Raw genomic sequence first — 15,300 nt, forward strand, 5'->3', positions numbered from 1 at the left:
TAGGGCAGCGCGATCCGACAGTCTAGCCACGCATGGCGGCACCTGTCGAACGGCCCCCCCTCGTGACACGCCGGGAGGGTTCTCCGCCAGGGGCGGGATCGACCTCCGGGGTCGGACGCGAGGGTGCCGCGCTGCGAACAGAGTGACCGCCCGTGCCCCCGGAGTCAAGTGGGACGCGCCCGGTGTCGCCGGTGCGTGGACACCCGTTCGACGCAGGTCAGCGCGCCGGGCAGGCCCTGGGGCCCGCCCGACGCGCCGACTCGGGAGCGTCTCGGTGCGGCCGGTGCCGCTAGTTCGGCGCCGGCGGCTGCGCCGTCAGCGGCGTCAGCTCGGCGAGCTTCCAGCGGCCGTCGACGCGCTCCATCAGCAGGCGCAGCAGACCGGGGGCGTTCGTCGACTGGCCCGTGGTGGCCCGCTGGGCCGAGAACTGCGCGAGCACCATGACGTCGGCGCGGTCGTCCCGCATGGTCATGACGCCGAGGTTGACCACGGTCGCGGTCTGCTTCAGCTGCTGCTGCAGTGCGGGCCCGCGGATCGTCTGGTCGAACACGGCCAGGTACCGGTCGGTGAACTGGCCGGTCGACATCGACCGCGCCGCGTCGACCGACTCGTCGAGGCGCGTGTGGTCGTAGGAGAAGATCCTCTCGATCGACTCCCGGGTCTGGCCGACGAGCTCGGCGGTGCCGCCCACGTCGACGACGGCCTGGTTCGCGAACGGGCCGGTCGTCCGCGCCTCCCGGTCCTGCCAGAAGGCGAGGCCGGACAGGACGAGGCACACCACGATGACGACGACCAGCGTGATCGGCAGCGCCCGCGAGGAGCTGCCGAACCGGGCGAGCGCGGCGCGCACGCGGCCGAGGCGCCCCGTGGCCGGCGCCGCCTCGGGCGCGCCCCGCTTGCCGCCGGTGCGGGTCGGCCGGGCCGTGCGCGTCGGGGACGCGGTGACGGTGTCGGTGTCGTCCGCCGTGCGGCCGCGACGGGCCGGGCGCTCCGTGGCCGGCGCGGTCGCGGCCTCGGCGCGCGGCGCCATGCCGCCGCGGCGCGACTTGCCCCGCAGCGGCGCGGCCGCGGTGCGCGCGGTGGTGTCGGTGGCCGTGGTGTCGGTGGCCGTCGTGTCGGCGTCGGTCGGCGCCTCGGTGGGCGTCGCGGTCTCGGTGGTGACCGCGCTCGTGGTCACGGTGTCCGTCGCCGCGGTGTCCGTCGTGTCCGGCGCCGTGGTCCCGCTCGCGGTCCGGTCGGCCGTGGTCGTGCCGGTCGCGGTCTCGGCTCGCGAGCTGTCCGAGGACGTCTCCGCCGTCTCGGGCGTCGCCGCGAGCATCGACAGCGCCGTGGTGTCGGCGGACTCCGTGGTCTCCGACGTCTCCCTATCGGCGGCCGGGGCTACGGGGGCGTCGACCACGGCGGTCCGCGTGTCGTCCGCCGGGGCCTCGGGCGCCGTGGCGACGGTCGCGGTCTCCCGGTCGTCGGTCGTCGGAGTCGGGGTGGGCGTGGCGACGGCGTCCGGGCTCTCGACGGTGTCGAGCGCGTCGGCGCCGTCGGCGTCCGGGCGGTCGGTCCCGGTGCCCACGTGCGCGTGCTGGCGCAGGCCGGCGACCTTGGGACGTCGGGTCGTCGAGCCGGGCTTGGTGCGGGAGCGGGGTGGCACGGTCACTCCCCCTTTCTCGTTGCGGCCGCGGCTACTGCTGGCCGGTCGAGGGCGTCGCCTTGGCGGCCTTCCAGCCGTCGGGCGTCTGGATCATCTCGACCAGGAACAGCTGCTGCTTGGACTGGGGTGGCGCCGAGGCGCTGCGGGCGTTGACGTCGATGGCGACGAGCGCCGTCGCGGTGCGGCGTTCGGGGTCGAAGGCCGTGATGGCCGCGGACACCGGGGTGGCGACGACCTCGGCCTGCGCCTGCCGGAGGTTCTCGGCGAACCGCTGGCGCACCCGCTGGTACTCGCCGAGCATCGGCTCGGTCAGCGACGACTGCGCGGCGTCGAGGTCCGCGTCGAGCGTGTTCGGGCGCACCGTGTTGATGTTGACGACGATCTGCTGGGCGGCGTCGACCGCCTCGTCCCGCAGCGCGGCCGCCGCGGCGGCGTCGCTCTGGGTCGACTCGTACCACCGGACGCCGGTGACGACGAGCGTCGCCAGCGCCAGGACGGCCAGCACCGCGAGGACGGTGACCGTCCTGCGCCGTCGCTGGTCGGCCGACGCACCGGCCTTCCGGCCGACGGGTCCGTCGGTCGTGATGGCCTTCTCGGCCGTGTCCGTCGCAGACGTCGGGCTCAGCTCCTCGTGGTCCGCCGGCGGGACGGCATCGTCCCGCCGGCTGTCGGGCACGCGGTCAGGGGGTCATCCCCGGGATGATCACCGGCGGCGCACCGCCGGTGCTGTCGGCGAGGACGCCGTCCGTCGGGACCGCCGCGAGCGCCGTGTTCCCGGGGTCATTCTGCGTCCCCCCGGTTCCGCCCGCGGTGGCGGGTCCCCCACCGGCCCCGCCGTCGGGCGCCGGGGCGTTCTGGGCGCCTCGCACGTTGACCGGCGGGGCCTCGTCACAGCTCACGCTCGTGTCCATCGGGGGGAAGTCCTGCGCGGTGGCGGGCCGCCACCCCGCGTCCGGCTGCAGGTAGCCGTTGCGGCAGTAGGGCGGGTCGGCGATGTTCAGTACCAGGCCGAAGTGCACGCGCCCGTCGCCCGGGACCACGGACGGGGCGCCGGCCGACAGCACCGGGTAGGTCACCAGGAACTGCTCGAGGCCCGCCAGCCGGGGCGCCTGGATGCGCGCCACCGTCAGGACGTTGGCGATCACCCGGCTGAGATCCGGACCTGTCTCGCGGATCAGGCCCTCGAGCTCCGTGGCCGCCGGCGGGGCCGCGGCGACGAGGCGCCGCAGGTTCGGGTCGTCGGCCTTGAGCTGTGCGGTGAACAGTTGGAGGTCACGGCTGAACGACGTGATCTGGGGTCCGAGCTGGCTCTGGGTCCCGAGCACGACCCGCCCGTCACGCAGCAGCTGCGTCGTCTGGGGCAGGTTCGCGATGGCGTCGGGGATCAGCACGTTGCTCGAGTCGAGCAGGCGCTGGATGTCCGGGCCGGCCCGGTCGAAGGCGGCGTAGAGCTCGTCGACGGTGGTGCGCAGCTCGGGCAGCGGGACGGAGGTGGCCAGCGCGTTGACGTCGGCCAGCAGCGTGTCCACCGGCAGCGGCGTCCGCACCTGCGACACCGGGACGATCGACTCGTCCTCGAGGTACGGCCCGTTCGTCGTGGTCGGCTGGAGGTCGACGTACTGCTCGCCGACCGCCGAGCGGTTCGCGATGACGACCGTCGAGGACGCCGGGACCGCCGGGGAGTCCTGCTCGATCTCCAGGTCGGTCTCGACGCCCGTCGGCGTCACCCGCATGGCGCCGACCTTGCCGATCTCGACGCCGCGGTAGCTCACCGAGGCGTCCGGGAAGATGCCGCCGGAGTCGGCCATCTGGACCTTGACCGTGTACGGCCCGAGCCCGATGAGCGCGTCGGCGCCGACGTAGCGCAGGCTCACGTAGCCGATCCCGATCACCGAGATGACCGCGAACAGCGCGACGAGCCGCAGGACCTGCTTGCCGATCATCCGCCGGTCCCTCCGGTGATTCCGGGCACCGCGAGCGGCACGCCGGCGTTGGGCGCCGTGGTGCTCCCGGGGATGCCCGTGCCCTGGGCACCCTGCTGCGGCGTGGTGCCCGGCGTCTGGAGCAGCTTGAAGATGGCGTCGACCCCGGGCACCGCCGGGGTGTTGAGGATGTTCGTGAGGATGGCCTGCAGGTCCAGGTCCAGGGTCACGTCGATGTTCGCGAAGTCACCCTTGATGACGTTCAGCGAGTTGTCGGCGAACGGGATGGTGACCAGGATCTGCAGGGACCCCGGCAGGGCGTCTCCCGACTCGACCAGGTTGCGCAGGATCGGCTGCAGCGCCCGCAGGTCGGCCACGGTGTTCGCCTGGCTGTTGCGGATGACGTCGGTGCCCACCACCGAGAGCCGCTCGAGCGCCTGCAGGGTCTGCACGAGCAGGCCGCGCTGTTGGTTGAGCACGTCCAGCCCGGGCGCGAGGTTGTCGATGACGTTGGCGATCCGGGCCCGCTGGTCGACCAGTGTGCGGGTGAGCCGCTCGAGGGAGTCGATCGCCCGCACGATGTCGGCCTTCTGCCGGTCCAGGGTGCCGACGAGCGAGTCCAGGTTGGTCAGGAGCGCCCGCAGCTGGGGCTCGTTGCCGGACATCGCGTTGTTGAGCTCGCGGCTGATCGTCTGGATCTTCTCCACGCCGCCTCCGTTGAGCAGCAGCGAGAGCGCCCCGAGCACCTCCTCGACCTGGGCCCCGACGTCGGTGCGGTCCACCGGGATGATCGCGCCGCCGGTCAGACGCCCCTGGGGCGCCTCGTCCGGGGGCGGCATGAGCTCGACGAACTTCTCGCCCAGCAGGCTGGTCTGCCGCAGACGGGCGATGGAGTTCGCGGGCAGGACCACGGCGCCGTTGACCTCGACGGTGACCTGCGCGGTCCAGCCGTCGGGCGCGAGCTCGACGGTGCGGATCACGCCGACCGGGACGTCGTTGACGCGCACGCTGCCGTTGGCAACGAGGTCGACGACGTCGGTGAACTGCGCCGTCACCGTGTACGGCTCGGGACCGAGGGAGGCCCCGCCTGGTAGCGGGATCTCCTGCAGCGAGTCGTACCCGCAGCCGGACAGCGCGAGCGCCGCGACGACGAGCAGCGCCGCGAGACGGGCGCGGACCCGCGTCGGCGGGGTCGGCCGCATCACTGCCCACCTCCGGTCGGGGCGAAGCCGAGGATGCCGCCGCCGGGCTCGGTGACGGTCGGCTGCTGGGTCTGACCGGCCGGAGCAGCCTGGCCGCCGGCACCGAGCGGCCCGAGGGCCTCGGTGCCGGTGACCAGCGGGGTCAGGGCGTTCAGGTTCGGCTGCTGGTTGAGCAGGTTCAGCAGGTTGAGGATCGGCGCGAGCGAGGCGCCGAGCGGGGTGTCCGCACCGGTGCCGTTGCCGAGGATGGCGCCGCAGACGACAGACGCTCGCGCGATCTGGGTGAGGATCGGGTTGGCCGGTCCCGCCAGGGCATCCGGGAGCCCGGGCTGGTTCACCAGCAGGTTGCACAGCAGGGCCCGCGGGTCGAGGCCGTCCCCGATGAGCTCGGGAGCGAGGACCGGGCGGACGTCCAGGGTGCCGGAGCTGGCGTTGTAGCTGTTCTCCAGGTTGCCCAGGGCCAGCGGCGCGACGTCGGCGACCTCGGTGAGCGCCGCGCGCTGGCGGACGAGGATGTCGGTGACGTTCGCGAGCTTCCCCACGTCAGTGCGCAGGATGTCGCGGTTGCCCCGCACGAAGCGGGCGACGTCGTCGAGCGCCGGCGGCAGCGTCGCCAGCACGGTCGAGAGGTCGCCGCGCTCCGAGGCCAGGAAGGCCGACATGTCCTGCAGCTGGTTGTTCAGGTCACGCACGGCCCCGTCGTTGCGGGCCAGCATGTTCGTGAACTGGCCGAGGTTGTCGACCGTGGCGAAGAGGTTGGCCCGGTTGTCGGCCAGCGTGCCGACCGCTCCCCCGAGCTCGGTGATCGTGCTCTTGAGCAGCTCGCCGTTGCCGCCGAGCGCGTTGGAAGACGAGCGCAGGAGGTCGTTGAGCGCACCGCTCTGGTTCGCGCCGTTCGGGCCCAGGGCGCGGGAGATCGTGTCCAGGCTCTGGTAGACGCGGTCGAGCTCCACCGGCTGCCCGGTGCGCTCGACGGGGATGACCGCGCCGTCGGCCATCTGCGGCCCGCCCTCGTAGGTCGGGCCGAGCTGGACGTAGCGGTCGCTGACCAGGGTCGGGGCGACGATCACGGCCTGGGCGTCGGCCGCGACCGGCGCCTCCTTGTCGACCTTGAACACCACCCGCACCACGTCGCCCTGCGGGACGATCGCGTCGACGGTGCCCACCGGGATGCCCTGGATCGTCACCTCGTTGTTCACGTAGAGACCGACCGTCGAGGTGAAGTAGGCGGTGACCGTGCGCTGGGTGCCCTGCTGCAGGGCGTACCAGAGCCCGGCCGTCGCGAGCAGGGCGACCACCAGGGCCGCCGCGAGCGTGCGGGACGCGCTCTCGAAGAACGTGACCATGCGGTCGGCCATCAGTTGCCTCCTCCCTCGGTACCGCCGGTGCCTTCTGCCGTGCCCGCGCCGCCACCGGCCGGGGTGCCGCCGCCACCCGCGGGCGCGGCGCCCGGCAGGAGACCGGCGCCGCCGCCCGCACCCGGCTGGAGTGCACCGAGCAGGGCGCTCAGGTCGGGGATCCCGCCCGGGAACAGGACGCCGAGCTGCTCGGGCGTCAGCCCGCCGGTGCCGCCGAGCAGCTGCTGGAGCTGCGTGAGCTGGGCCGGTGAGAGGCCCCCGAGAACGGCGCCCAGCTGGTCGGCGCCCGGGATCGCCGGGACGCCGAGCTGCGCGAGCGCGTTCTGCAGGAGCCGCAGCAGGACCGCCGGGTCGAGCCCCCCGAGCAGCGACCCCGGGTCGAGGCTCGAGCCCGGGTCGCAGTTCTGGTCGCCCGGCGGGTCGAGGTTGCAGATGTAGGCGTCGAACCAGCGCCCGTTGCCGACGACGTTGCCGAAGACCCGCGCGAACGGGGCGAACAGCCGGATCGTGTTCTCCAGGTTCGCCGAGTTCGTCTCGAGCGTGGTGAGGACCCCGTCGAGCTGCTCGAGCGTGGGGCGCAGCGTCGCCTCGTTGTCGGCGACGAGGCCGCGCAGCTGCTGGGACAGCACGACGGTGCCGTTGAGCAGGTTGTCGATCGCCGCCTTGCGGGAGCGGAGCTCGCTCAGCAGCAGGTTGCCGTCGTTGATCAGCCGCTCGACCTCGGCGTCGCGGTCGGCGAGCACCTGGGTGGTGGTGCGGGTGTTGGCCAGCAGGCGGGCCAGCTCCTGGTCGCGCGACGAGATCGTGCGCGAGAGCCGGCTCAGCCCGTCCAGCGCCCCGCGGACGGGACCGGCCGCGCCGTCGAGGGTGTCCGAGAGGACGCCCAGGCTCTGGGCGAGGCGATCGGTGTTGATGTCCTCGACCGTGGTGGAGAGCTGCGAGAACGCCTGGATGACGTCGAACGGCGCCCGGGTGCGCTCGCGGGGGATGTACTGGTCGGGGTCGAGCGGGGTGTCCCCCGCCGGCTCGAGCTCGATGTACTTCTGCCCGAGCACCGTCTTGATCTCGATCGACGCCGAGGTGCGGTCACCGATCCAGGCGTCCGGCGCCTTGAACGAGATCAGGACGTCCTTGCCCTCGAGGGTCAGGTCGGTGACCGTCCCGACCCGAATGCCCGCGACGCGCACGTCGTCGTCGGGCAGCACGCCGGCCGACTCGCTGAAGCGCGCCGTGTACGTCGGGCCCTGGCCGATCAGCGGCAGGTCCTTGATGTTCAGGGACGCCGCCATCAGCAGCAGCAGGATCGCGAGGCTCGCCGCGCCGATCGGGAGGGGGTTCCGCTTGCGGAACGGCTTCATCCTTGGCATCGGCCCGCCGTATCCGGGAGAGGGAGGCTGAGGTCGCCGGGCTGGAGGGGACCGGCACCGTCCGGGTCGGGCAGGAGCGGGCCGATGACCGGTAGCTGGCCCGCCGGCGTGCCGCCGAAGCTCAGGGTGCCGCCCAGCGCACAGAGGTAGAAGTTGAACCACGAGCCGTAGCTGCCGGCCCGGCCGAAGTTGTTGAACTTCTGCGGGGTCAGGCGCAGGAACCGCTCCACGTCGTCCCGGTTCGCGTTCAGGTTCGCCGACAGCTGACCGAGCTGGACGATGTCGTCCCGCAGCGGGGGCCGGGCCTCCTCGAGCAGACCCGCCGTCGTGGTCGTGAGGTCGGCGATGGGCTGCAGCGTCGACCCGATGGCCACCCGGTCCGCCGCGAGGCCGCTGACCAGCTGTTGCAGCGAGACGATCAGCCCCGACAGCCGCTCGTCACGGGCGTTGACCGTGTCGAGCACCGTGTTGAGGTTGTTGATCAGCGACCCGATGACCGCGTCGCGGTCCGCGATGGTCGAGGTCAGCGAGGCCGTCCGGGCGAGCAGGGAGTTCACCGTGCTGCCCTGGCCCTGGAGCACCTGGACGATCTCGAAGGTCAGCTGGTTGATGTCGTTGGGGCTCAGCGCCTGGAACAGCGGCTTGAACCCGTTGAACACCACCGTGAGGTTCAGCGGCGGCCGGGTCTGGCTCTGCGGGACGGTCGCGCCCGGCCGGAGCGTCTGGTTCATCGGCCCGTTGCCCCGCGAGATCTCCAGGAACCGCTGGCCGACCAGGTTCTGGTACTTGATCGCGAGGATGGAGCCGACCGGCAGGCGACGGGTCTCGTCGACCGCGAACGACACCTCGGCGACGTCGCGGTCGACCAGCTGGACGTCCGTGACCTGGCCGACGCGCACGCCGGCGATCCGGACTTCGCTGCCGGCGATGAGCCCCGAGGCGTCGACGAACCGCGCCTTGTAGTCCTCGGTGCTGGCGAAGTAAGAGTTCTGGATCCCCGCGGCGAGCACGGCGACCGAGAGCGCCGTGATGATCGTGAAGATCGCGAGCTTGATCAGCGGTGCGGCGAGGCCCCTCATCGGACGACCCCCGGTGCCCCGCGCAGCGTCGCCGCGGTGAGGTACGGCGCGAAGGACGGCACCTCCGCGGGGACGATGCCCATCTGCATCGCCGTCACCTCGGTCACCAGCTGGCGCTCCTCGGGTGAGTTGGGGCTGTTGGGCAGGCCGATGTTGGCGCCGTCGACGCGGCCCGCGACCGACTGGCCCGCGGTCTCGCCACCGCCGGTGTCGGCGGCGGTGCCCGCGGGAGCGCGCGCCGCGGCGGGAGACTCGTCACCGGTCTGCGAGTCCTCGTCGATCTCCTCGCCCGCGCCGCCCGCGTAGGCGTCCTGGGTGCTGCGCGAGGCCGGCGGGGCCGACGAGCCGTCGACGAGCGGACCGCCCGGCGGGTACTGCGGCGCCTGGCCCTCGATCTGGTAGCAGCGCGGACCGCGGCGGTCGCCGTAGACCGGGGCGTCGCCGGGCCGGTAGGGACCCCGGTCGAGCACGATCTCGGCGTCGATCTGGACGCCGGTGTCCGGGCGGAGGACCTCGTTGATCTTCGGCGTGACGTCCGTGAGCTGCTGGAACAGGCAGGGGAACTCGGAGCTGTACCGCGCGACCAGCTCCAGGATCGGCCGCGACGTCGCCGCCAGCGCGATGATGTTGTCCCGGTTCGCGGCCAGGAAGTCGCTGGTCACGTTGGACGCCGAGGTCACCGTGCGGAACGTCGACTCGAACGCCGCCCGCTGCTCGACCAGGGTGCGGCTCGTCGTCACCAGGTTGTCCAGCGCCAGCAGCAGGTCCGGCGAGGCCTGGTTGTAGATGTCGGCCGTGGGGGCCAGCGCCTGCAGGTTCGCCTGGAGGTCGGGCAGCACCGGGTTGAGGCCCTCGACGTACTGGTTGAGCAGCACGAGCGTGTTGCCCAGCTGCTCGCCGCGTCCGGACAGCGACTGGGAGATCGCCCCGAGGGTGTCCGACAGCTTCTGCGGCTGGACCGCGGTGAGCACCGGGAGCAGGTTGTTGAGCACCTGCTCGGTCTCGGTGGCGTTGGACGACCGGTCCTGGGTGATCGTGTCGCCGTCCTGCAGCGGCCTGGCGCTCGGGGACGGCGGGATCGTCAGCGAGACGTACCGCTCGCCGAACAGGGTCTTCGGGATGAGCACCGCGGTGGCGTTGTCCGGGACCATCGGCAGGAAGTCCGGGTCGATGGACATCTCGACGACGGCGCCCGAGCCCTCGCTGTCGATCGAGACGATCTCACCGACGATGACACCGCGCACCTTCACGTCGCCCTTCGGGGAGAGCTGGTTCCCCGCGGTGGCGGTGCGCAGGTAGACGGTGTCGGACGGCTTGAACGCCTTGTTGAAGAGCGCCAGGCAGAACCCCGCGACGAACAGCATCAGGACGACGAGGGCGAGGCCCATCAGCCGGCGGCGCAGAGGGCTGAGGTCTGGCCGCTTGTCCTTGGTCTGGGGACCCCAGTCGTCCTGCTGGGTCTCCTGCGTCGGGGCGCTCACCCGGCGATCCGGATCGAGGTCGTCGTGCCCCAGATGGCCAGGGTCAGCAGGTTGTCGAGGACGTTGAAGATCACGATGGAGTTCCGTACCGCGTTGCCCACCGCGACGCCCACCCCCGCCGGTCCGCCGCTCGCGTTGTAGCCGTAGTAGCAGTGCACGAGGATGATCACGAAAGCGAAGATCAACACCTTGAGGAAGGAATAGATCACGTCCTCCGGCGGGAGGAAGAGATTGAAGTAGTGGTCGTACGTCCCGGGCGACTGCGTGTAGAAGTTCGTGACCAGCAGCCGGGAGGCCAGGTACGAGCTCACGAGGCCGATGACGTAGAGCGGGATGACGGCGATGAAGCCCGCCACGACGCGCGTGGTGACGAGGAACGGCAGCGACGGCACCGCCATGACCTCGAGGGCGTCGATCTCCTCCGACACGCGCTGGGCGCCGAGCTGGGCGGTGAAGCCGGCGCCGACCGTCGCGGACAGCGCCAGCGCCGACACCAGCGGCGCCACCTCGCGGGTGTTGAAGTACGCGGTGACGAAGCCGGCGAACGCCGAGGTGCCGATCTGGTTCAGGGCCGAGTAGCCCTGGAGACCGACGACGCTGCCGGTGAAGAAGGTCAGCGTGCCGACGATGACGACGGTGCCGCCGATGAGGGCGAGCGCGCCGGACCCGAAGGCGACCTCGGTGAGGAGGCGGAGGACCTCGCGGCGGTAGCGCGTCACCGACTTCGGGATCCAGGCGATGGTGCGCGCGAAGAACGACGCCTGGTCGCCCAGCGTGTCCAGCACGCCGAGCGGCGCACCGGCGACGCTCTTGAGGCGTGAGGTGATGGTCATGATCTGCGTGGCCCCGGTCTGGTCAGAACTTGCTCGGCGGGACGAGGTTCAGGTACACGGCCGTCACGATCACGTTGATCGCGAACAGCATGATGAAGGTGATGACGACGGCCTGGTTGACCGCGTCACCGACGCCCTTCGGCCCCCCGGAGGGGTTGAGGCCCCGGTAGGCGGCGACGATCCCGGCCGCGAGGCCGAACAGGGCGGCCTTGATGAAGCCGACGATCAGGTCGCCCATCTTCGACAGCGCCGAGAAGCCCTGCACGTACGCCCCGGGCGTGACGCCCTGGAGCACGACGTTGAAGTAGTAGCCGCCCGCGACGCCGACGAGGCAGACGAGGCCGAACAGCAGGGCCGACACGAGGATCGAGGCGAGGACCCGGGGCACCACCAGCCGCTGGATGGGGTTGACGCCGAGGACCTCCATGGCGTCGATCTCCTCGCGGATGGTGCGGGCACCGAGGTCGGCCGCGATGGCCGACCCGCCGGCCCCGGCCACCAGCAGCGCACAGATGACCGGTGCGGCCTGCTGGACCACGGCCAGCGTGCTCGCCGCGCCGGAGAACGACTGGGCGCCGAACTGGCGGATCAGCGACCCCAGCTGCAGGGAGATGACCGAACCGAACGAGATCGAGACCAGCGCCGCGGGCAGGATGCAGACCCGCGAGATGAACCAGCACTGGTCGATGAACTCGCGCGTCTGGAACGGCCGCTGGAAGATCCCGACGACCACGTCGAGGCCCAGGGCGAAGAGCTTGCCGGTCGACTCCAGTGCACCGGCGCCCGGGAAGTTGCCGGCGGTCAGGCGATTGCTCACGAGGCACTCCGGCGGAACATGCGCTTGATGCCGCCCATGAGGCTGTCGTCGTCCTCGCGGCCGCGTGAGGGCTGACCGTCGTGGCTGGTGTCGCTGGTCCCGCTGGTGCCGCTGCTCGACCCGATGCCGCCGTCCTCGCCCTGGGGGCGACCGGTCTCGTCGGTGGCGGGCGCGGCCTGCTCCTGCGAGCCCGGGCCGCCGTCCCCGGACGGGTCGCCCGCGGCGTCGCCGTCGCGGTCCGGCGCGTCCTGGCCGGCGTTCGGCTGGGCCCAGCCCGAGCGGTCGCTCTCGCGGCCGGTGCGGGGCGCGGGCCGCTCCTGCCGGCCGCCGCCCTGCCCGTTGCCCTGACCCTGGTCCTGGCCGTCCTCGCCGCCCTCGCGGTCGGTGCGCCGCTCCATGGAGACGAGACCGCCCTGGCCGCCGTCCTGGCCGCCCTGGTCGGTGTCCTCGCGCCAGTGGTGGCGGCCGCCGGACGCGGCCGCACCGGCGTACTGGTTCACCGAGGCGCCCTGCTCGCCCTGGCCCTGGTCGCCCTGGCCCTGGTCGTTCTGGGCCTGGTCGCCCTGGCCCGCGTCGTCGCGCACGGCGGCGATCTGCTCGGTCTTCGGGTCGTCGTCCTGCTGGTCCTGCCGGCCCTGGTCCTGCTGCTGGTCGGAGTCCTGCTGGTCCTGCTGCTGGTCCGAGTCCTGCTGCTGGTCCTGGTCCGAGTCCTGCTGGTCGTCCTGGTCGGCGGGCTCGCCGCCCTCGCCCGACTTCTCGTCGTCGTCCTTGGTGTGCTCACCGGCCTGCGGGAGCACGACCGTGCCCCCCGCGTGGTCGTCGGCGGGGACGCCGACCAGGGGCTCGTCGGACTCCGGCGGCGCGGGGGCCGCCCGGCGCGCCTCGGCGTCGGCGTCCGGGTCGCCGCTGCCGGCCTGATCGCCCTCGCCCTCGCCCTCGCCGGCCGGGGACTCCTCGACCATCGAGTTGTCCGAGGCCTCCTGCATGGCCTGGTAGCCGAACGGGTCGGCGTCCTCGGGAGGGTTGTTGTAGGTGATCTCGATGAGCTCGGTGCGGTCCTGGTCCTTCGAGATGCCGTAGCGCTCCATGTCCTCGTCGGTCAGCGACTCGAGGATCGCGGTCTGCGCCTTCTCCGGGAGGGTGTGCAGCACCTGCATGACCCGGTCCTTGCGCCGCTGGACCGCCTTGCGCTCGCCGATGCCCTCGGTGGGGTCGAGCTGCGGGTCGATGAACGACTCCTCGGACTCCGCCGAGCCGCCCTTCTTCTTCAGCTCCTCCATCTCGGCTTCCATCTGGCCCGAGTCCTTCTCCTCGGACATGCCGATCGGGCCGACGCGCCGGCCCTGGAGGAACTGCTGGACCGCCGGCTCCTCCGAGGTCAGCAGGACCTCGCGGGGGCCGAACATGATGAGGTTGCGGCGGAAGAGCATGCCGATGTTGTCCGGCAGCGACCGCGCGGTACCGAGGTGGTGCGTGACGATGAGGATCGTGGCGTCCAGCTGGGTGTTGAGGTCGACCAGCAGCTGGTTCAGGTAGGCGGTGCGCACCGGGTCGAGGCCCGAGTCGGGCTCGTCGACCAGGATGATCTCGGGGTCGAGCACGAGGGCGCGGGCGAGCCCGGCGCGCTTCTTCATGCCGCCCGAGATCTCGCCGGGGAGCTTGTCCTCCGCGCCCGAGAGCCCGACCATGTCGAGCTTCTCCATGACGATGTCGGAGATCTCTTTCTCGCCCTTGCGGGTGTGCTCACGCAGGGGGAAGGCGATGTTGTCGTACAGGTTCATCGACCCGAACAGCGCGCCGTCCTGGAACAGGACGCCGAAGAGCTTGCGGATCTCGTAGAGCTTCGACTCCGAGCACCGCACGAGGTCGGTGTCGTGGATGAAGATCGAGCCCTTCTCGGGCTTGAGCAGACCGATGATGGACTTCAGGAGCACCGACTTGCCGGTACCCGACGGGCCGAGCAGGACGCTGACCTCGCCGGCCGGAAGCGTCAGCGTCACGTCCGACCAGATGGTCGAACTGCCGAACGACTTCGTCAGGTTCTTGATGCCGACCTCGACGCCCGCCATGGAGTCCTCCCGCTGTCGCCGTGGTGTCGCCAGATGCACGCCCTGTGTTACCGACGCCATCGAGCCGGCACCCCACGAGAGGGGCGTCACGTCCTCAACGACGGATGAGCGAGAAGGTTACTCGCCCGGCAACTTGGGCAGTCGCCGGGTCGTGGTCACCCGGACACGCTCCGGTGCTGGCCCGGACGGGTGGCGACGGGCGGTCGACCCCACGCGCTCGGCGGACCCGCGTCTGCCGCCCGCCGCGCGGACGGTTGCCGATGCCCCGGACGACTGACACCCCGTTGCCGACCACGCGGAGCGACCCCGGAGACGACGACGGGGCGGGGACCCGAAGGTCCCCGCCCCGTGCGTGCTGCGCTGTGAGCGCGAGATCAGGTCAGGCTGATCTTCGCGCCGGCCTCCTCGAGCTTGGCCTTGGCCGCGTCGGCGGCCTCCTTGTTGACGCCCTCGAGGATCGGCTTCGGGGCGCTCTCGACGAGCTCCTTGGCCTCCTTGAGGCCCAGGCCCGAGACGACCTCGCGGACGACCTTGATGACCTGGATCTTCTTGTCGCCGGCGGCCTCGAGGACGACGTTGAACTCGTCCTTCTCCTCCTCGGCGGGGGCGGCAGCACCGCCGGCGGCCGGGGCGGCCGCAGCGGCGACCGGGGCGGCCGCGGTGACCTCGAAGGTCTCCTCGAACTTCTTCACGAACTCCGAGAGCTCGATCAGGGTCATGTCCTTGAAGGCGTCGAGCAGCTCGTCGGTGGACATCTTCGCCATGGTGGCGCTCCTAACAGGGGAAACGGTGGTGTGGGGGTGGGACGGACGCACTCAGGCGTCGGCGGCCTCGGCGTCGGCGGACTCGACCGCCGCGACGGCGTCCTCGGTGCTCGAGGTGCTCTCCGCCGCCCGCTTGTCCTGCAGGGCCTGCGCGAGGCGCGCGACCTGCGAGGCGGGGGCGTTGAACAGCTGGGCCGCCTTCGTGAGGCTGCCCTTCATCGCGCCGGCGAGCCTGCCGAGCAGCACCTCGCGCGACTCGAGGTCGGCGAGCTGCGTGACCTCGGTGGCGGAGAGCGCACGGCCCTCCATGTAGCCGCCCTTGACGACCAGGGCCTTGTTGTCGCGCTGGAAGTCGCGGAGCGCCTTGGCGGCGTCCACCGGCTCCCCGGCGATGAAGGCGATGGCCGTCGGGCCGACGAGCAGGTCGTCGAGGCCCTCGACCCCGGCGTCGGCGGCAGCCCGCTTGACCAGGGTGTTCTTGGCGACGGCGTAGGTGACGTCCGAGCCCAGCGACCGGCGCAGCTGCGAGAGCTGCTTCATCGACAGGCCGCGGTACTCGGTGACGACCATGGCCGAGGCGTCGCGGAACTCCGCGGCGATCTCGGCGACGGAAGCCACCTTCTCGGCGTTCGGAGGCCTCTCGGTCTCGGTGGCCATGCGCGCCTCCTCTCTGCGTGCTCGGGCGAGTGCTGGTCGGGCCCGGGAACGACGAACGCCCCGTGCGCAGGCGCACGGGGCGTCGGGACGAGGCTCAGGCTCGAGG

12 protein-coding genes and 1 pseudogene are annotated in these 15,300 nt (G+C 71.9%); all 13 read right to left on the minus strand.

The genetic code is table 11. The features are described 5' to 3' along the window. Positions 1-289 precede the first annotated feature (289 nt). Entirely contained in the window at positions 290-1,645 is a 1,356-nt protein-coding gene (locus ACQPX6_RS26790; protein WP_433783744.1) for a hypothetical protein, read from the minus strand. 31 nt (positions 1,646-1,676) lie between these two features. Next, positions 1,677-2,321 carry a hypothetical protein gene (locus tag ACQPX6_RS26795; protein ID WP_433783745.1) on the minus strand — a complete coding sequence of 215 codons (645 nt, stop codon included), beginning with the start codon at positions 2,319-2,321 and terminating at the stop codon, positions 1,677-1,679. A 4-nt stretch (positions 2,322-2,325) separates the two neighbouring features. After that, complete coding sequence (locus ACQPX6_RS26800) at positions 2,326-3,588, minus strand: MCE family protein (protein WP_433783747.1); 1,263 nt, start codon at positions 3,586-3,588, stop codon at positions 2,326-2,328. Continuing rightward, positions 3,585-4,769, minus strand: coding sequence for an MCE family protein (locus ACQPX6_RS26805; RefSeq protein WP_433783748.1), 1,185 nt, complete (start codon positions 4,767-4,769; stop codon positions 3,585-3,587). Before ACQPX6_RS26805 ends, ACQPX6_RS26800 begins: the two co-directional genes overlap by 4 nt. Further along, positions 4,769-6,127 (minus strand): MCE family protein, encoded by a 1,359-nt coding sequence (locus ACQPX6_RS26810; RefSeq protein ID WP_433783750.1) that lies wholly within the window; start codon positions 6,125-6,127, stop codon positions 4,769-4,771. Before ACQPX6_RS26810 ends, ACQPX6_RS26805 begins: the two co-directional genes overlap by 1 nt. Continuing rightward, on the minus strand, positions 6,127-7,494 hold the full coding sequence (locus ACQPX6_RS26815; RefSeq protein ID WP_433783751.1) for an MCE family protein: 1,368 nt from the start codon (positions 7,492-7,494) through the stop codon (positions 6,127-6,129). Before ACQPX6_RS26815 ends, ACQPX6_RS26810 begins: the two co-directional genes overlap by 1 nt. Further along, positions 7,482-8,573, minus strand: a complete 1,092-nt coding sequence (locus ACQPX6_RS26820) for an MCE family protein (protein WP_433783752.1) — start codon at positions 8,571-8,573, stop codon at positions 7,482-7,484. Before ACQPX6_RS26820 ends, ACQPX6_RS26815 begins: the two co-directional genes overlap by 13 nt. Beyond that, on the minus strand, positions 8,570-10,054 hold the full coding sequence (locus ACQPX6_RS26825) for an MCE family protein (protein ID WP_433783753.1): 1,485 nt from the start codon (positions 10,052-10,054) through the stop codon (positions 8,570-8,572). Before ACQPX6_RS26825 ends, ACQPX6_RS26820 begins: the two co-directional genes overlap by 4 nt. Next, a complete protein-coding gene (locus ACQPX6_RS26830; RefSeq protein WP_433783754.1) occupies positions 10,051-10,887 on the minus strand; it encodes an MlaE family ABC transporter permease in 837 nt (278 codons plus the stop codon). Before ACQPX6_RS26830 ends, ACQPX6_RS26825 begins: the two co-directional genes overlap by 4 nt. 22 nt (positions 10,888-10,909) lie before the next feature. Continuing rightward, complete coding sequence (locus ACQPX6_RS26835; protein ID WP_433783756.1) at positions 10,910-11,704, minus strand: MlaE family ABC transporter permease; 795 nt, start codon at positions 11,702-11,704, stop codon at positions 10,910-10,912. Positions 11,705-12,765: 1,061 nt separating this feature from the next. Continuing rightward, positions 12,766-13,773 (minus strand): annotated as a pseudogene (locus tag ACQPX6_RS26840) (ABC transporter ATP-binding protein); the annotation flags it as partial. Between the two features lie 374 nt (positions 13,774-14,147). Then, the gene (rplL, locus tag ACQPX6_RS26845) at positions 14,148-14,537 is read right to left on the minus strand and encodes a 50S ribosomal protein L7/L12 (RefSeq protein WP_433783757.1); all 390 of its coding nucleotides are present in this window, start codon (positions 14,535-14,537) and stop codon (positions 14,148-14,150) included. Positions 14,538-14,588: 51 nt separating this feature from the next. Beyond that, positions 14,589-15,194, minus strand: coding sequence for a 50S ribosomal protein L10 (gene rplJ, locus ACQPX6_RS26850; RefSeq protein ID WP_433783758.1), 606 nt, complete (start codon positions 15,192-15,194; stop codon positions 14,589-14,591). Positions 15,195-15,300 lie beyond the last annotated feature (106 nt).

This window comes from Actinomycetospora sp. CA-101289 (assembly GCF_050955895.1).
Lineage (GTDB): Bacteria > Actinomycetota > Actinomycetes > Mycobacteriales > Pseudonocardiaceae > Actinomycetospora.